Here is a 17,292-nt window from a genome sequence, read left to right as displayed (position 1 = left end):
TAACTGTCTTGTGTGACGTAGTAGTGAGGAGTGTGTCGTGAAGTCGAAATTGTTGATACCGGTTCTGGCGTTGGGTGTATTCGGAATCATCACTACGGAGATGGGCATTATCGGGGTTCTGCCTCAGATCAGCGAAAAGTTCGGTATCACCGCGTCGACTGCCGGATGGTTGGTCGGTGTGTTTGCACTCGTCGTGGCGGTGACCGGTCCGTTCACAACGCTGATCACCTCGGGAATCAACAGGAGAACCGTTCTGTTGGTGGCGATTGCAGTCTTTGCGGTCTCCAATGTGGTGTATGCGACCACATCGAGTTTCGAGGTGATGTTTGCATTTCGGATCATCCCCGCCGTGGTTCATCCGGTCTTCTTCGCTGTCGCGCTTGCAAGTGCGGTTCGTCTGGTATCGCCGGAACAGGCGACCGCCGCGGTGACCAAGGTATTTGCAGGCGTCACAGTCGGATTCGCGTTCGGCGTGCCCTTGACGTCCTATTTGGCCGAGAACTTTTCGGTGTCGACAGCATTCGTGTTCGGCGCCGTGGTCAACGTTCTCGCGTTTTTCGGGATTGTCGTACTTCTGCCCTCGGCTCCTGTGACACAACGCCTGTCGTACGGTGCACAGGTCGGGATACTTCGCCGGCCGCGCGTGTGGTTGACCATTCTTTCCGTCACCTTCGTCTTCGCAGCCATGTTCTCGGTGTACGGATACTTTGCCGAATACCTCGGCGAAGTGACCGGCATGAGCGGATCGTGGATCAGCGCGATGCTCTTGGCTTTCGGTGTCGTGATGATCTTCGGCAACTTCGTCTTCGGGGCTCTGCTCGCCAAGGGGGTGGTGCGCACGGTTGTGGCATTTCCCTTGCTGTACATCGTCGTCTACGTGATGCTCTATCTGGCGGGCCCGTACTTCGGCGCGATGGTTGTAGCCGTGTTGGTTTGGGGTGTAGTGCATTCCGGTGGACTGGTGGTTTCGCAGAGCTGGATGGGGCGAGACGCAGTCGACGCGCCTGAATTCGGCAACAGCCTTTTCATCTCGTTCTCCAACCTGGGGATTACGCTCGGCACTGCGGTCGGTGGACTGTTTCTCGCGCATTTCGAAACCCGCCAATTAGTCTGGGCTGGAGTATTGTTCGCGATCCTGGCGCTGCTGGTGACAGGTGTTCGACTCTCGCTCAGGCACGCTCACAGCGAGAACGGTGTCAGTGTACCGGTGTAGTTCTTGGGAAGTGGCCGTGCGAACTCGCCGCGTGAACTGGTCGACAGTCCGAGGGTGACCAACGACTGAACCATCGTGACCCCAGCGGCAACGCCGTCGACTACCGGGACACCCAGTTCGTCGGACAAGTCCTGGCACAGGTCCGCCATGCCGGCGCAACCCAGCACGAGGACGTCCGAGTCGTCTTGCTCCAATGCGTCGAAACAGGCTTCCAAGATCACCTTTCGCGCGTCGGGATCACGATCGAGTTCCAGAACCGGAATCTCGCAGGAGTGGATACCCCGGCACCGAGCCTGCATGCCGTACCGGTCCACCAGATCGGCTGCGCGGCCGCGGGTTCGACCGAGAGTGGTCACGATGCTGAATCCGCGACCCAGGAAACTTGCGTAGTTCATGGCCGCTTCGGCAACAGCTACGACGGGGCCCTTGGCCAACTCTCGGGCTGCATCAAGACCTGGGTCACCGAAGCAAGCGATGACGTAGCCGTCGACTTCGTTCTTTTCTCCGGCGGCGATCTCGGTCAGGATTCCGGGGACGCTGAGAGCTTCGTCGTAGTGGCTTTCGATCGACGCGGGACCCATGGCAGGGCTGACAGCCTCGACGAATGTGCCCGAGCCTGCGACGGTCCGGGCACATTCCTCGATCTTGGCGGTCATCGCCCACGTGGTGTTAGGGTTGATCACCTTGATTCTCATGACGATCAGTCGACCGTCACAGTGTCGGGAGAGGAAGCATTCCGGACAGCTGAGGAAGAGCGCGCGGCGAGTAGGTAATAGACGGTGAATCCGAGCCCACAACCGATGAACCAGCTGTACTGCGCTGCGGTGTACATCCCGGTGAGGTCCTTGCCCAGGACCGGGACCATCGCGACGACGGCTCCCACCACGGTGGCGATCACTGCAGCAGGGTTGTATCCCTTGCTGTACCAGTAGGTTCCGGTCGGCGACATGCTGAACAGTTCGTCGACGATGACCTTCTGCTTGCGCACGAGGTAGTAGTCGGCAATCAGAATTCCGAACAGCGGACCGATGAAGGCTCCGAGGGTTTCGAGTGTGTAGTGAATGACGTCCGGATTGTTGTACAAGTTCCACGGCGTGATGAGGATCGAGCCGATCGCTGCGATCATTCCGCCGGCGCGCCAGCTGATCTTCTGCGGACTCACGTTGGAGAAGTCGAAGGCCGGGGAAATGAAGTTGGCCACGATGTTGATGCCGATCGTGGCGATGGTGAAGGTGAGTGCGCCGAGAACGATGGCGAAGGTGCTGTCGATTCGTGCAACGGTCGCAACGGGATCGGTGATCAGTTCGCCGTACACCGGCAGCGTCAACGATGCAGTGACGACGACCAACACCGAGAATACGAGGAAGTTCAACGGCAAACCGAGGAAGTTGCCCTTCTTGACGGCAGCGAACGACTTTCCGTAGCGGGAGAAGTCGCCGAAGTTGAGCATCGGTCCGGAGAAGTACGAGACAACCAGAGCGATCGCACCGAGCATGACCGGCACGGCGTCGAACCCCGAGTACTTGACGTCGCCGAGCGTGAGATCGATGGCGCTCCAGCCTGCCTTGTAGATCAGGTAGCCGCACAGCATGAACATCACGACATACACAGCCGGCCCGCAGAAGTCGATGAAGCGGCGGATCGATTCCATGCCTCGCCAGAAGACACAGGCCTGAAGTACCCACAGGAGCATGAAACTTCCCCAGCCCAGTGCGGAGAGTCCGGCGAATCCGTAGTCTTCGACGACGGCATAGGGCGCGAGTGACGGAAAGAGTTTGATCAGTACGACATCGAGGGCTGCTGAAGCGAGGAAGGTTTGAATTCCATACCAAGCCACGGCAATCAGGCCACGAATGATTGCCGGGATGTTCGCGCCGAGGACGCCGAACACGCTGCGGCAGATCACCGGATACGGCACGCCGGTAACTTGGCTGGGCTTGGCGACGAGATTGCAGAAGAAGTAGACGATCGTGATACCGACCAGCAGGGCGACGAGTACTTGCCAGCTGGCCAATCCCAGTGCGAAAAGACTACCGGCAGTGACATATCCGCCGACGCTGTGTACGTCGGACATCCAGAAGGCGAAGATGTTGTACGACGACCAGGTCTGCTTGCGAAGCGGCGCCAAGTCCTCGTTGGTCAAACGAGGGTCGTAGCCCGGCTTGATCAGGCCGCTTCCGACAGGGTGACCCGCGGCTTCGACAAGGTCACCCGATCCGCTTTCCTTTGGGGGAGTGGGGGTAGTGGTCGTTCGGGACGGAAGAATGTCGGTCATGACAGCTCCTGTGCATCAGTGCAGGAAATCAGCGGACGGTGCCACGAGCTCTCAGCGTCAGTGATGAAAACTGTGTTGAGAGAAAGGTATCGATGCTGTGTTGCACGACTATTGCGTGATCGGTATATCTTTTTCGGCCAATAGACCGGTGTCTGTCGGTAGAGTCGCGATCACGGTATCGAGTCGGCGATGATGGATTTCGGAAGCGCTCAGAAGTGCGGATGCGTCCCGACGCAGGAATGCGTCCAGCATCGCGGTGTGATCCGAGTGCAGAACCCGGCGATCGACGCCGGCAACATGGACCATCGGCTGTACTGGTTCGGTGATGTTCCAGGCAGCTTCGAACATGTGCAGAAGTCGAAGCATCTGAGACGGTCGGGTCAGTGCGAGATGAAAGTTTCGGCTCTCGCAGTGATAGGACTGAGAGTCGTCGTAGCGCAATGCGATCTCCAAACGGGAGTTCACCTCGACGGCGTGTTCGTGATCCTCTTCGGTTGCCTGCTCGACAGCGACGGCCAATGCAGCTGATTCGAGAGTTTCGCGGACGATGTACATCTCTCGCAGTTCTGCCGGCGTCAGCTGAGCAACGGTGTAGCCGAATTGATGTCGATGGTCGACCAAGGACTCTCCGACCAGTGTTTTCAGTGATTCCCGCACGGGTATTCGACTGACACCGAACACATCAGCCACGTCGCCGAGAGGAATCGGGGTACCCGGAGGCGCCGAACCCGACAGAATCACTCGCCGCAGTTCGTCGAGGATCGTTTGTTGTGGACTTCCGGGAGCATCGATTACCAGTTGCGTCAGCAGTACCGATCTACGGCGCGGCGGCATGTCGCTCTCCCTTCGTCTGTCTGCCAGAGTAGGAATACGTTGTTTCGTCTGCGTGACACCGGTGTGGCCGTCGTGCATCTCGCACTCGGGGGAGAACAAGTGGGCTCCGATCACATGCTCGCGTGAGTGCTGCTCGGGAGGCCGATCGTGGGGGTAGCGTTGTTGTGTAGTGGTATGGCAGAAAGCGAGTCGGTCGATGGCATCCGCTGTGCGCTCAGAAGCCGACCAGCGAGTTGTCGGCAACCTGCCCTTGGAGCTGACGAGTTTCGTCGGTCGTCGGCGTGAGTTGGCCGACGCCAGGAGATTGTTCGAGACGTCCCGTTTGTTGACACTCACCGGGATCGGTGGCGTGGGCAAGACACGGCTCGCGATCCGACTTGCGGGCGCGTTGCAACGGGTGTTTCGAGATGGTGCCTGGTTGGTGGAACTGGGGGAGCAGACAGATTCGGATCTCCTCGAAGATCATGTCGCCGTGACCCTTGGTGTCCGGTCGGTCTCGTCGGCGGACCCGCTGCAGGCATTGATCGACTACTGCGCCGATCGGAGTCTGCTGTTGGTGCTCGACAACTGTGAACATCTGGTCGATGCCGTCGCTGTGTTCGTAGGCGCGATCCTACGGCGATGTGCCGGCGTCAAGATCCTGGCGACGAGCCGCGAATCGCTGGGCCTGGGCGGTGAGGTGACGATGCGCGTTCCCTCACTCACCACACCGCAGCAACAGCCGCCCGAATTCGAGGGAATTGCCCAGTACGAATCGGTGTCGTTGTTCACCGAGCGTGCGGCTTCCGTCGTACCTGGTTTCACCCTCACCGAGGAGAACAAGCGCGCCGTTGCGCATATCTGTCATGACTTGGATGGACTCCCACTTCCGATCGAACTGGCGGCAGCTCGCCTGCGTGGTATGTCTGCTGAGCAGATCATGAACAGGCTCTCGGATCGATACCGACTTCTTACAACGGGTGGACGCGACGTTCCGAGTCGTCAACAGACGCTGCGATTGTCGATCGATTGGAGTTACGACCTCTGCTCGCCAACCGAACAGCAGTTGTGGGGGAGGTTGTCGGTGTTCTCGGGTGGGTTCGACCTCGACGCCGCTGAGGGCGTGTGTGGGCAGGACATGAATTCGACCGAAGTGCTCGATCTCGTCACCGCGTTGGTCGAGAAGTCCATCCTGATTCGTGAGGAAACCGACGGGGATGTTCGGTACCACCTCCTCGACCTACTCCGGGAGTACGGACATGAAAAGTTGGAGTCCGCCGGTGAGTATTCCGCTCTGCGTCGAAGCCATCGTGATTGGTTCGAGGCACTGGTCGTTCATGCGGAAGCCGAGTGGATCAGTGGCCGGCAAGCTGCCTGGATCGCAAGGCTCGGTCGTGAACAGCGCAACGTCAACGATGCGTTGGAGTACTCGATTTCCACTGCCGGAGAGGCGCGATCTGCAACGCGAATGGTCGGTGCGTTGTACAGATTCTGGCTTGCAGGTGGATTACTTGTGCAGGCGCGTTATTGGACGGATCGAGCCTTGAATGCACAGGATCGAGAGCTGGATCCGTTCCGAGTGGATGTCTTGGCCATCGACGCCGTGAATCACGCGATGCAGGGGGAACTCGAACGGGCAGAAGAGTTGGTCGACGAGAGTTGGCGCCTGGCAAACGACTTGGCGGATGTGCGCTCGCGCGGCTTGGCGACGTGGGGAGACGGATACGTCGATACCTTCAGAGGTAACTTCGATACCGCTACAGCCAAGCTGGAATCCGCGTTGACGCTGTTTCGACTCGACAAGAATCTGCTGCATGTTGTGATCGGGCTGGACACCTTGGGAGTCGCGTACTTCCTGTCCGGCGCCCTTGATCGCTCTGTGGAGTGCAACGAAGAGATTCTCGCGATCACCGTGCCCGCCGACGAGATGATGTTCCAGGCATTTGCGCTGGGAACTCTCGGGCTCGTGAGCTGGCTCCGAGGTGAATTGGATGCCGCAAGTGACTATTTGACTCGAAGTCTGAGAATTCTCGATGCCCCGATGAACTCGGCGTGGTGTATCGAGCCGTTGGCGTGGATTGCTGCAGCGCAACGTGATTGGAAGCATGCAGCGGTTCTGCTCGGCGCGGCAGCCATGTATTGGCAGAAGGTCGGGGGACGGCTGGCGGGCCTGCCGGGTTTGTCAGCTCATCACGACACTGCTGCAGAGACTGCTCGCAAAGCCATGGGTGACGATACTTTCGACAAGTCGTTTCGCAGCGGGTTTGCGATGTCCGAGGGTGAAGCTGTCGCATATGCGCTCGACAAGCGCTCCAGTGTCACGACTGCGTCGTCGGCTGAAGGGCCTCACCTCACTCCGCGTGAGCAGCAAGTTGCGGAACTGGTTGCCCAAGGGTTGACCAATCGCGCGATTGCGGAGCACTTGGTAATCTCGCTGCGCACCGCTCAGGGACACGTGGAACACGTACTGACAAAACTGGGATTCAGTTCCAGAGCGCAGATCGCAGCGTGGTACGTCTCGACCGCGCAGGAGCGTGACTCGCGTGAGGTCAATGGTTCAGCAGGCCGGAGTTGACGTCCGATAGCAGTTCACCACGGTCGTCGCCGCACAAGCAGAACACCGGGTAGCGCTTACCTTCTTCACGCCCCTGAAACGACACTCGTAGCGGTGCAGGCGCATCCACGCGAGGGGATTCGGTGAGGAAAGTGTACAGCCAGGGCCCCTCGTCCAATTCCACGATGGCGAGAACGGTCGAGGGGTCGCCGTGAACCGTTCGCCAGGACACGACAGTGCCGTCTCCGCAACACCGCGTCACGTCCAACCGCGCCCCACGACACCTGGCGCAGACCGCGCTCGCGGGCGAGAGGATGACATCACATTCCGCGCAATGGGGGAGTGTCAATCGTTCGGCTCGCGACGAGCGATTCGAATATCGCCGCGATACAAGCTGTTTCATCGAGCTTGCGGGATTCATGTCAGTAACGTCGGGCGAGGTAGTACGGCATCGAGTCCACGGGTGCGCGTTCGACCGACTCCCCGGACGTCGGGGCGTGAACGACCTCACCGCCTCCGGCGTAGATCCCCACATGCTCCCCGCCGTAGTACAGGACCACGTCACCCGGCTGTAGATCGTCCCGGGAAACTGGAGTGCCGCCAACCGCCTGGTCGTAGCTGGTTCGCGGAATCGAAACGCCCGCTTGTGCATAGGCCCATTGAACGAGACCGGAGCAGTCGAACGAGTCCGGCCCGGTCGCGCCCCAGACGTACGGAGCGCCGATCTTGGACTCTGCGGCTGCCAATACGCGGCCTGTATCCGAGGAAGCGAAAGCTGACACCTTCGCCGGATTCGTGTCGACGGAAACTGCGGCGATGTTCCAGTCCCGAAGCACGGGGGCCTGAGCGTTCGCGGTGTCGATACTCACGGCAAGGGTTGTCAGGGAAAGTACGCCGACGACAAGCGCCCTTCCGAGTGCATGCTTCTTCGTGCGGGGGTCGGTGAATCGGTGGTGCGACATTTCGCGTGTTGCCTTTGCGTCGATGCGTCCCGAAGCAGGTGTCCAGATGGGTGTGATCGGGCTTCGGCTTGCGACACTCAGCCTGGTTGCGCCTCGACGTGTTCGCACCGGTCAGTTGGACGGGGTGCATACCTGTTTCGAGCGGCATTGTGGGTGCAAGGCCTGTTGATCGATCGCGAGAACTTCGACGGACTTTCGTGATCCGAATCAAGGAGGGCACGGCGGCCGGCGTCCCCCGGCTCCGGTCAGGCGATTCGCAGCGGGAGCGCCGAACGCTCAACAGTGGCACGGTCGGATGGACCACGATCCTGCGCACAAATGGCTGCGCGAACAAGTACGTGAGGCAAGCGTCTGGCTGGATTCGGCAGACGTTCTGTACTCTCGCAGTCATGCAACAGCGGAGCACAGGAACGGTGACACGGTCACTGTTGCTGCTTCTGCTGCCGTTCATCGCTCTTCTCGCAGTGCCTCCGCTTGGTTCCTCGGGTAGCGCCGCGGTGCTGGGAACTGCGATTGCCGTCTTCGTGGTCGCTGCGCTCGCAACTTCCTCGAAGTACGAACTTCTGCAACTATGCGCGGTTTCGGCCACTGGCCCGTCTGATGACGAACGCTGCCTGCGTGGTGCTTTCCGCAGGCAGAGCAGCCCGGACGCGCCCGGTCGTCCGCAACCTCGAGCTCCGGGAATCGGTCTGTAGATCGGCAGTCGACGGGTGTGAACTCGTCGTAGGTCGGTCAGACGTCTTGCGTCCACGACCATTCCCGCGCTCTCATCTCTCTGAGCGTGCCTTTCGGTGAGGTTCATTCGTCATGCTCGATTTTGTCTACTACCCCGTGTCCGGAATCCTCTGGTTCTGGCACAAGGTCTTCTCACTGGTCTCCGGATCACCCGACAACGGCGTCGTGTGGGCGTTGTCGGTCGTATTTCTCGTCTTCACGCTCAAAGCCCTGCTGTTCAAACCCTTCGTCAAGCAGGTCCGCACTCAACTGGTGATGCAGAAGCTGCAACCTCAGATCAAGGCGTTGCAGAAGAAGTATTCGGGTGACCGGCAGAAACTCACTGTAGAGATGGCCAAGCTGCAGAAAGAACATAATTACAGTCCGTTGCTCGGCTGTCTGCCGATGCTGGTTCAGGCACCGGTGTTCATTGGTCTCTATCACGTCCTGCGATCGTTCAATCGGACCGGAGCGGCATCGCACGTCCCGTTTCTGAGCCCGACCGAACCGATGTCGGTGGCGGACAACGCGAACACGGCCAACTACTTCTTCAGTGCCTCGGATGTGCAGTCTTTTCTCGACGCCAAACTGTTCGGCGCACCGTTGTCCGCCATGATTTCGAGCCCGGCAGCACAACTGGAAGCATTCGGCGACGTCAGCCGTATCTCCATCATTCTGGTAGCTGTACCGCTGATGATATTTGCCGCCGTCGCTACACATTTCACATCGCGGGCATCCATCGCGCGCCAAGTGGACACCGGAACCGTCAACCCTCAAACAGCGATCATGAACAAGCTCGCATTGTGGGTGTTTCCGGTGGGGGTGATCGCTTTCGGTGCGTTCGCGCCTGTGGCGATCCTGCTGTATTTCGTGAGTAACAACTGCTGGACGCTGGGACAACAGCATTTTGTGTACGGACGCATCGCTGCGGAGCAGAAGGAAGCCGAATCGTCGCCGACTCCCGGAATGACCGCGCCCCCGTCGCCCAGAGTGGCTGCACCGCCGCTGCCGGGCGCCAAGCCCATCCGCGCCAAGCGCAGGCGATGACGGAAAGCGACCCCTCCCTACCGGCGAGTAAGGCACGTACGCTGGAAAGCATGACCAAATGGACCGCAGAAGACGTAGTCGATCAGACCGGCCGCACATTTGTCGTCACGGGGGCGAACAGCGGACTGGGTGAGGTAGTCGCACGAGCGCTGGGCAAAGCCGGGGCCGACGTCGTCCTCGCCTGTCGTGACACCACGAAGGCCGACGCCGTAGCCGCCGAGATCGGGCCCAACGCGGTTGTCCGCAAATTGGACCTCTCGGATCTGTCGTCGGTACGAGCCTTCGCCGACGCAACGGAGAAGGTCGACGTCCTGGTGAACAACGCCGGCGTGATGGCGGTTCCGTTCCGCCGGACGGTCGACGGATTCGAAATGCAGATCGGCACAAACCATCTCGGACACTTCGCATTGACCGGATTGCTGAAGGACAAGCTCACCGATCGTGTCGTGACGATGTCCAGTGCCCTGCATCAGCTCGGAACTGTCGATCTGGACGATCTCAATTTCGAGCGTCGGAAGTACAACCGATGGTTGGCCTACGGGCAGTCCAAGCTTGCCAATCTGTTGTTCACGTACGAACTTCAACGCAGGTTCGCGGCGTCGGGATCTTCGCTCAAAGCGCTCGCTTCGCATCCGGGATACGCGTCGACGAACCTGCAGGGGCACACCGAGTCGATCCAGGACAAGCTGATGGGAATCGGCAATTCGATCTTCGCGCAGTCCGCGGAGATGGGCGCCCTTCCCGAACTGTGGGCGGCAACCGCGCCGGATGCCTTCGGCGGCAGTTACATCGGACCGGACGGTCCGTTCGAGCAGCGAGGGTATCCGAAGGTCGTGGGGTCGAACAAGAAGTCACACGATACGAAGACAGCCTCGGGTTTGTGGACACTGTCGGAGACGTTGACCGGAGTCTCGTTCGGGATTTGATTCAGATATGAAGGTGGCCGCGAACTTCGAGAAGTTCGCGGCCACTTTCATATCCGTTCGAGCAAGATGTTGTTCGGGTTACAGCGTGACAACCATCTTGCCGGTGTTCGCGCCGCGCATCAGGTCGATGAACGCTTGCGGTGCATTCTCCAGGCCTTCGACGATGGTCTCGTCCCACTGAATCTTGTTGTCGGCGAGCCACCCTGCCATGTGGGTGCGGAACTCGCCACCGAGGTGACGGTAGCCGCCCACGAGGAATCCGCGCAGTGTGAGCTGCTTGCCGATCACCAGTGCCAGGTTGTGGGGAGCTGTGGGCTTCTCGGTGGTGTTGTACTGAGCGATGGCTCCGCACAGGGCAATCCGGCCACCCTGGTTCATGGCATCGATGGCGGCTTCGAGATGCTCGCCACCGACGTTGTCGAAGTACACGTCGATGCCGTCAGGGGCGGCAGCGGCGAGTAGTTCGGTGATCGGGCCGTCGTGATAGTCGAATGCCGCATCGAATCCGAGTTCGAGAAGTCGGGCAACCTTCGCCGGTGAACCGGCGCTACCGATTACTCGCTTCGCTCCGAGCAACTTGGCGATCTGACCGACGAGCGATCCGACGGCACCTGCTGCGCCGGAGACGAATACGGTATCGCCTTCCTTGAACTCCGCAACCGCGGTGAGGCCGGCATACGCGGTGAGGCCAGTCATGCCAAGGGCACCCAGGTAGGCCGTCGCCGGCGCGATGGACGTGTCGGCCGGAGTCACTGCGGATCCGTCGAGGATGGCGTATTCACGCCATCCGAGGCCGTGGACGACAACGTCGCCCACGGCGCGATCAGCCGACTTGGATTCGACGACCTCGCCGACGGCACCACCGTCGAGCGGCGCACCGACCTGGAACGGCGGAAGGTAGGACTTCACGTCGTTCATTCGGCCGCGCATGTACGGGTCGACGGAGATGGCGATGTTGCGGACCAGGATCTGGCCGTCTTCGAGTTCGGGGAGTTCTACTTCGGCGGTGGCGAAGTTCTCCGACGTGGGCCAACCGTTCGGGCGTGAAGCGAGACGGATTTCCCGGCTGACAGTGGTAGTGCTCATTCGTCGTCCTTACTTACTTCGAGGGTGACCTCGATGTTGCCGCGAGTTGCATTGGAGTACGGGCACACCTGGTGTGCCTTCTCCGTCAGCTCGACGGCCTGATCATGGGGTAGATGGGGGAGTGAAACCTCCAGCGTCACAGCGAGTCCGAAGCCTCCTGCACCGTTGGGGCCGATGCCGACCCGCGCGCCGACTGCGGAATCAGCCACGTTGGCCTTCTCGGCACGGGCGACCATCTGCAGAGCGGAGTGGAAGCATGCTGCGTATCCGGCGGCAAAGAGCTGCTCGGGGTTGGTGCCTTCGCCGCTGCCACCCATTTCCTTGGGAATGGCGAGGCCGAGATCGAGGCGTCCGTCCGAGGTGCGAGCGTGACCGTTGCGGCCTTCGCCGGTGGCAAGTGCTTCTGCGGTGTAGACGATGTTCATGACTTCTTCTTTCCGTCGGAGTGGGCATTGGATGCTTGGAGCGACTCGCCGAGACGAGTGAGAACGTCTCGAAGTTCGGTGAGTTCGTCGGTGCTCAGACCAGTGGCACCTGCGAGTTTGGCTGGGATGTCCTCGGCCTTGCTGCGCAGGGTGGAACCCGCCTCGGTCAGGTGAATCTCGACGCGACGCTCGTCGGTGGTGAGGCGTCGGCGCTCGATGAATCCCAGACCCTCGAGCCTCTTGAGCAGCGGCGAGAGAGTTCCGGTATCGAGATCGAGTGCCTCACAGATCTCACGCACCCCGCGGCCGTCTCGTTCCCAGAGTGTCAACAAGACGAGGTACTGGGGATACGTGATTCCCAGGTCGTCGAGCATCGCCCGGTACGCGGCCGTCGTGGCCCGCGACGCCGAATAGAGGGCGAAGCAGACCTGGCGTTCGAGGGCGAGTGGGTTGGTCACGAGAACAACTGTAGCGCACAGTTAAGTTGTGCACAACAAAGAAGTGTCAAATAGATCTACGGATAGGCGGCCGTTCGTCTACGGCGTCGACAGGATCTCGGAGACATGCGAGAGGAAGGTGTGCACTGTCCGGGCAGCGGGCGCAGGAAACCTGGTCCGCACTGCCAATCCGTCGTGAGTTCGTGAGAACCAGAACTGAACGTCGTCGGCGTTCGAGACGCGACTGAGTTGCTGCGGATTGATCGGCGCAGGCTGTGATTCGCTGGACTTTGATTTACGGGGGCGAGATCCACCGGGCATGGTTCGGTAGTCGGCGTAGGACACCGAGAAGATGTCTCTGCGAGTGGGCGAAACCTCGGGCCCCAACCTCCGCAAAACCTGCCTCGACGACACGGACGACAGTGAAAGTGACTCGTGGAAAGCGAGATTGACTGCCCGGGCAGTGCTGTGAAGATTGTCCATGCTCGTCACGGTGATGGGCGCATTGGCTACCAGCCATCCGAAGGTGTGGTTGTGTCGCGGTTCCCGACGCGTGTGAACAGGGAACAGTAGGTGCGTGTCCCTCTTGCCGGTCAATTGTGTTGTGGCCAAACCGATCGACGCAAGAATTGCACCGAACGACGAGTGTCGATGATCGGCGCAGTTCTGGTCGAACAACTCTGCTTCGTCGGCGTCGAGGAGCATTCGGGTGTCTGTGCCCTGGGGCGACATCGCCCCGGCGGGCAGTCCCAGATCTACGGGAAAATGGGGAGTGTCACCCCCGCATGCTCGGAGGAAGGACCGCCAACCCGCAATCCGGTGGTCGCCGGGCTCTGGATCCGCGGTTGCCGATTCCCGGAAGCAGTAGTTGAGGAAACTCCCGGGCTCCGGAAGGAGATCAGACGCGATCGGATCACGGTCCGCTCGCGTGTATTCGCGATACAGAGTGCTGATCTCGGTAATTGCGATGCTCATGGACCAGCCGTCGCAGATGGCATGGTCGAACCCGCAGACCACTGTCGACTGGTCCTCGCGGGTGATGGCACCGAGAAAGTACGCGGGAAACGCGAAAGGATTGCACCATCGATCCAAGCGCTCGCCCAAGAGTTCTCGCACCTGCTCCGGTGTTCGCGCGTCAGCCACTGTTTCCTCACGCAGGCGCAGATCGCCGACGTCGGCGACGTCGACGAACAGTGCCGAGGATTCACCCGATTCTTCGGCCTGGGAGAACGAGCACGACAGGGCGTCGTGACGGGACGTCCATTCCTCGAAGCTGGCCTTGAGTGCGTCCGTGTCGATGGGGCCGGGAACGTCGAAAGTGGCAGCGAGCCAAGTCGTATCGCCGCGGCTGCCGGCAAGATGCAGCTGCTGATTGGAGGTCGGGGGAACCGGATACGTCGTTCCGGTGGAGATTTCGCTCGGCGTCCACTGCAGAATGCGGCCCGGCCGTGCCTCGAACCTGTCGAGAAACGTGATGTGCATCAGGCGGTCTCCACTTCCTGACGTGCATCCGCCTGACGCACGACACGGTAGTCGCCGGTATCAGCGACCGTTCTCAGGACGTTGCGAAGGTGTCGTAGGTACCGATTCACCGATGTGTGTGCCTGCTCGGTGTCCGGAAAACTGACCATCACGTACGTACGGTCTTCCTTCCGGTTGATCCACATCGACAGATCACCCGTCGTTCCTGGCCCACCCAGTGCCCGCGCCTCGAGTTCGTCATGGTGCTCGGCACCTGGAATCAGGCGCATGTCGATGTACGACACCATCGGCGGGACCGAGGTTCCACCGATGTCGGATCCGGTCAACTTCGACACCTGGGCGATCACCGAGTGAATGGACACGTCCGCGAGTCCCTTCACCGCAGCGCGAGCAGCGTGGGCAAGGGGGAGTGCATCGGTAAAGTTCGTGACACCGCTCAGCGTGAACGAGACCGGGACGAGATTGATGAACCAGCCTTGGGAATAGAGGTATCTCGGATCGGAGCGAGTGCCGACTGCGTTGAGCGCGAAGTAGTTCGCTCGATCCGCAACTTCGATCTCGGTGAGGGCGAGGGCTGCGAAGATCCCCGTGGAGAAGCCGACGCCATTGGACTTGCACAGCGCTGCGAACGCGGCTGACTCGTCGCTGTCGAGAACGTCGATGTGTGTGCGGGTCGACCGGGCCTGTTCGCCCCGCGCGACACCGAGGTCGAGGGGGAACGTCGGGAGTTGGCCGGCGTTGGCGGCGAGAATCGAAATCCACTGCTGCACAGGCGCTGCGGCCAGGTCGAGGTTCCCCGCGGATGTCCGTTCCTCGCCGCTGTACTCGACGTAGCTGCCGGGAGAGGGAAGTTGAGCCTCGATGCCGGCGCTTTCGGCGATGTACAGCGCACGAAGTTCTTCGACGCCCAGCATCAACGACAGGCCGTCGGTGTGCGAGTGATCGACGCCGTAGTAGACGGTGAAGCCGGCGCCGTGCTCGACGACGCCACTGATGAACGAGGGCCATTGCAATGGGCTGGTATCGCCGGCGAAACTTCGGCTCACATGCTCGCGAACCGCATCTGTCGTGTTCAGAGAACCGATGCTGTGCGGCGTGAGTTCGATCGTCGACGCATCCACCACGTGACGGTCGATGACCCCGCTACCGTCGGGATCTTCGGATGATCTCACCTCGAACCAACTGTGCAGTGTGTTGTGCCGCAGGACAAACGCCTGGACCGCCCGACGCAGTGCCTCCCGATCGAGATCACCGGGCAGAGTGAACGTGAATCCGATCCACGGTGACCAGTCGACGCCTTGTGCGCGCTTGTGATCGGCGGTACGAATGTGTCCTTCCTGTAGGAACGAGAGCGGTTGGTCGCTCCGCGGTGCCCCGGATGCCGCCGCCAGGGATTGTTCAGTAGGCCTGAACTCGGTGAGCGTCCCGGCTTTCGGTGCCCAGAGATCGATGGGTGTCATTTCCATGAGAGTTCTCCTCGATCGGTGCAGCGGTTTTGGTCGGAGGTGCGAAAGTGTCGGTCGAGAAGGCAAAGTCCTCCATTTCGCGGCGTAGGAGTCCCGCGAACTGATGGATGTGGCGGCTCGTGCGCGCGTTGCCCGGGTGGCGTATGGCCAGATTCAGCCCTTCGGGAGTCCGCGTGAGCCAGATGTAGACGTCGGTTCCCGAATGGTCTCGACTACGAAGGCCCCTGGTCTGCCAGCTCGTCCATTGCTCGGCACCAGGAACGTGACGAACGTCCATGTACGAGAGCACGAACGGCAGGTGCTGCGGGGAGTCGATCAGCTCGCACACTTTCGAATACGGCAGTGCCGCGGCGGGGCGGACGCGCCGTATCTCCGTGCCGGCAACCTTGGCCAGATCGCTCACGGTTGCGGCGGGGGCAATCGGAATCCTCACCGGCACAACACCGATGAACCATCCCAGCGACGCGGCCCATCGAAGCTCCGAACGGGTGTGTTGCGGCACGACGACGCGGAATTCGTCTGCACCGGTGAGATCGCCGGTCACCTTGGCCGCGCACGCGAGTATCGCGGCCAGGAATCCTTGGTTGCTGCGCTTGCTCGCTTCTGCCAGGCGTTCGGCTCCCCGGGCGCTCAGAAGCCAGGCAGACAGGCTCTGCTGAGGGACTCGGCGTCCGGTGACCGGTTCGGGTAGCGCTGGAAAGTACGGAGCCTCGCCCTGCGCGTAGAACTCGCGCCACGTCTGCACTGCCGGGTGAGAGCGGTCCGCGTGTCCCACGAGATCTCGTTCCTTGGTGCCGAAGTCGATGTAGCTTCCGGTCTCCGGCGGCGAGGGAGGGCTTCCCTCGCTCAACGATCGGTAGATCGTCTGCAGTTCGTGCGCGGTCAACGCCACCGAATATCCGTCCAGCAGAGCATGATCAGCGGCAAAAACCACGGTGAAGTGGTTGGGGCCTTCGATCGTCGCGAACTGATACGCAGGCCAGACAAGTGGATCGGTCGATCGGTCGAGCAGTTGCTGCAGATGCGTGAAGACAGACATCGAGGACGCAAGGTGTCCGACCTCGGTGCCCAGAATCCGGACGTCTCCAGACGCCGCGGTGCGTCGGACTATCGTTTCGCCCTCCACGGCGACGTGTGTTCGGAGCACTTCGTGGCGATCGATCCAGTGATCGAGAGCGGCCGCCCAGATCCTTCGGTCGAGTCGGTCGTGGATGCGAAACGAGGTACCCAGCCACGACGGAGTGCACACGTCGGTCTGATGGTGCACCTGCCGTTTCGCCTGCTGGGCATGTTTCAAGTGTGCCTCGTGTATGTAGCTGGCGGGACGCTGGTCGACAGGCCACAGCTCGGGCGGATTCACCGCGGCGGGAGTCCACTCGGTGACGGTCCCTGGAGGTAGGGGATAGTCGGCAAGTTCCGTGAATTCCATTGGCAAACCTGATCTCTCGAGATGGCGAAAGGTGGGGATCGTGAACGGGGCGGATGTTTGTAACCGAGAGTGACAGATGATTAGTCAAGGCAAGTAGAACGCGGCCCGAGGCTCCGCGCAACTGCTTCGGTGCGGGATGTGACGAGGAACATTCCGCTCGTTATTTCGGACAATTCGAATACTGGACATCCGGTTTACGGCCCTGGTCACCTGTCAGTTGATCGATCAATCACTCTGTGGTGAAACAAATTTCAACAGACCGTTGTGAATTCCGTCGGCGACGAAGCATGTGCGCATGCGAACATCGGAATATGTTTATGTGTAGCAAGTTTCGTATGGATTCGGCTGTATCTCTTTTAATTGCAACAGGGTTCGTGTACTGCCGTCGTGTCGTTTCGGCGCGCGGATTGTTCACCGAGTATTGACATGCTCGGCATCTGCCGGTCGTATGCAGACGGTATTT

The 17,292-nt window shown here is 60.5% G+C and carries 16 protein-coding genes; 5 read left to right on the top strand and 11 right to left on the bottom strand.

The genetic code is table 11. The features are described from left to right. The first annotated feature begins 37 nt into the window (after positions 1-37). The gene (locus tag AC1Q6C_RS03480) at positions 38-1,213 is read left to right on the top strand and encodes an MFS transporter (protein WP_042451348.1); all 1,176 of its coding nucleotides are present in this window, start codon (positions 38-40) and stop codon (positions 1,211-1,213) included. Here the strand turns inward: AC1Q6C_RS03480 and AC1Q6C_RS03475 are convergent. The 3 genes from AC1Q6C_RS03475 to AC1Q6C_RS03465 all read right to left on the bottom strand — a co-directional run bounded on the left by AC1Q6C_RS03475 (position 1,180) and on the right by AC1Q6C_RS03465 (position 4,322). Further along, entirely contained in the window at positions 1,180-1,908 is a 729-nt protein-coding gene (locus AC1Q6C_RS03475) for an aspartate/glutamate racemase family protein (protein WP_007733934.1), read from the bottom strand. The two genes, AC1Q6C_RS03480 and AC1Q6C_RS03475, sit on opposite strands and share 34 nt — an antisense overlap. 5 nt (positions 1,909-1,913) lie before the next feature. Further along, on the bottom strand, positions 1,914-3,488 hold the full coding sequence (locus AC1Q6C_RS03470) for an NCS1 family nucleobase:cation symporter-1 (protein ID WP_007733936.1): 1,575 nt from the start codon (positions 3,486-3,488) through the stop codon (positions 1,914-1,916). 108 nt (positions 3,489-3,596) lie between these two features. Continuing rightward, positions 3,597-4,322 carry a GntR family transcriptional regulator gene (locus AC1Q6C_RS03465; protein ID WP_042451513.1) on the bottom strand — a complete coding sequence of 242 codons (726 nt, stop codon included), beginning with the start codon at positions 4,320-4,322 and terminating at the stop codon, positions 3,597-3,599. Between the two features lie 196 nt (positions 4,323-4,518). On the opposite strand from AC1Q6C_RS03465, the gene AC1Q6C_RS03460 reads away from it, so the two are divergent. Further along, positions 4,519-6,876, top strand: coding sequence for an ATP-binding protein (locus AC1Q6C_RS03460; RefSeq protein WP_215516057.1), 2,358 nt, complete (start codon positions 4,519-4,521; stop codon positions 6,874-6,876). Here the strand turns inward: AC1Q6C_RS03460 and AC1Q6C_RS03455 are convergent. Together AC1Q6C_RS03455 and AC1Q6C_RS03450 are read right to left on the bottom strand one after the other, a co-directional pair. After that, entirely contained in the window at positions 6,851-7,087 is a 237-nt protein-coding gene (locus AC1Q6C_RS03455) for a PhlB family protein (protein WP_042922236.1), read from the bottom strand. The genes AC1Q6C_RS03460 and AC1Q6C_RS03455 overlap by 26 nt on opposite strands. A 190-nt stretch (positions 7,088-7,277) precedes the next feature. Further along, positions 7,278-7,817 carry a C40 family peptidase gene (locus AC1Q6C_RS03450; protein WP_064073406.1) on the bottom strand — a complete coding sequence of 180 codons (540 nt, stop codon included), beginning with the start codon at positions 7,815-7,817 and terminating at the stop codon, positions 7,278-7,280. Positions 7,818-8,206: 389 nt separating this feature from the next. On the opposite strand from AC1Q6C_RS03450, the gene AC1Q6C_RS03445 reads away from it, so the two are divergent. The 3 genes from AC1Q6C_RS03445 (at position 8,207) to AC1Q6C_RS03435 (ending at position 10,504) form a co-directional block, all read left to right on the top strand. Beyond that, positions 8,207-8,512, top strand: a complete 306-nt coding sequence (locus tag AC1Q6C_RS03445) for a DUF6412 domain-containing protein (RefSeq protein ID WP_029256089.1) — start codon at positions 8,207-8,209, stop codon at positions 8,510-8,512. Between the two features lie 112 nt (positions 8,513-8,624). Then, positions 8,625-9,578, top strand: coding sequence for a membrane protein insertase YidC (gene yidC, locus AC1Q6C_RS03440; RefSeq protein WP_003939695.1), 954 nt, complete (start codon positions 8,625-8,627; stop codon positions 9,576-9,578). A 50-nt stretch (positions 9,579-9,628) separates the two neighbouring features. Continuing rightward, on the top strand, positions 9,629-10,504 hold the full coding sequence (locus AC1Q6C_RS03435; RefSeq protein ID WP_042922232.1) for an oxidoreductase: 876 nt from the start codon (positions 9,629-9,631) through the stop codon (positions 10,502-10,504). Between the two features lie 78 nt (positions 10,505-10,582). Here AC1Q6C_RS03435 and AC1Q6C_RS03430 read toward each other — a convergent pair whose 3' ends face one another. The 6 genes from AC1Q6C_RS03430 to AC1Q6C_RS03405 form a co-directional block, all read right to left on the bottom strand. Then, positions 10,583-11,590 (bottom strand): NADP-dependent oxidoreductase, encoded by a 1,008-nt coding sequence (locus tag AC1Q6C_RS03430; protein ID WP_019745038.1) that lies wholly within the window; start codon positions 11,588-11,590, stop codon positions 10,583-10,585. Continuing rightward, positions 11,587-12,015 carry an organic hydroperoxide resistance protein gene (locus AC1Q6C_RS03425; protein ID WP_003939720.1) on the bottom strand — a complete coding sequence of 143 codons (429 nt, stop codon included), beginning with the start codon at positions 12,013-12,015 and terminating at the stop codon, positions 11,587-11,589. The genes AC1Q6C_RS03430 and AC1Q6C_RS03425 overlap by 4 nt, the downstream gene beginning before the upstream one ends. After that, positions 12,012-12,473, bottom strand: coding sequence for a MarR family winged helix-turn-helix transcriptional regulator (locus AC1Q6C_RS03420; protein ID WP_042451335.1), 462 nt, complete (start codon positions 12,471-12,473; stop codon positions 12,012-12,014). Before AC1Q6C_RS03420 ends, AC1Q6C_RS03425 begins: the two co-directional genes overlap by 4 nt. A 78-nt stretch (positions 12,474-12,551) precedes the next feature. Continuing rightward, positions 12,552-13,934 carry a condensation domain-containing protein gene (locus AC1Q6C_RS03415; protein WP_492666375.1) on the bottom strand — a complete coding sequence of 461 codons (1,383 nt, stop codon included), beginning with the start codon at positions 13,932-13,934 and terminating at the stop codon, positions 12,552-12,554. Beyond that, a complete protein-coding gene (locus tag AC1Q6C_RS03410; protein WP_042922229.1) occupies positions 13,934-15,400 on the bottom strand; it encodes a condensation domain-containing protein in 1,467 nt (488 codons plus the stop codon). The genes AC1Q6C_RS03415 and AC1Q6C_RS03410 overlap by 1 nt, the downstream gene beginning before the upstream one ends. Continuing rightward, positions 15,333-16,829, bottom strand: a complete 1,497-nt coding sequence (locus tag AC1Q6C_RS03405) for a condensation domain-containing protein (RefSeq protein ID WP_064073509.1) — start codon at positions 16,827-16,829, stop codon at positions 15,333-15,335. The genes AC1Q6C_RS03410 and AC1Q6C_RS03405 overlap by 68 nt, the downstream gene beginning before the upstream one ends. Positions 16,830-17,292 lie beyond the last annotated feature (463 nt).

Source organism: Rhodococcus sp. MT28, from assembly GCF_058792695.1.
This window is presented reverse-complemented; position numbering and strand designations above follow the sequence as displayed.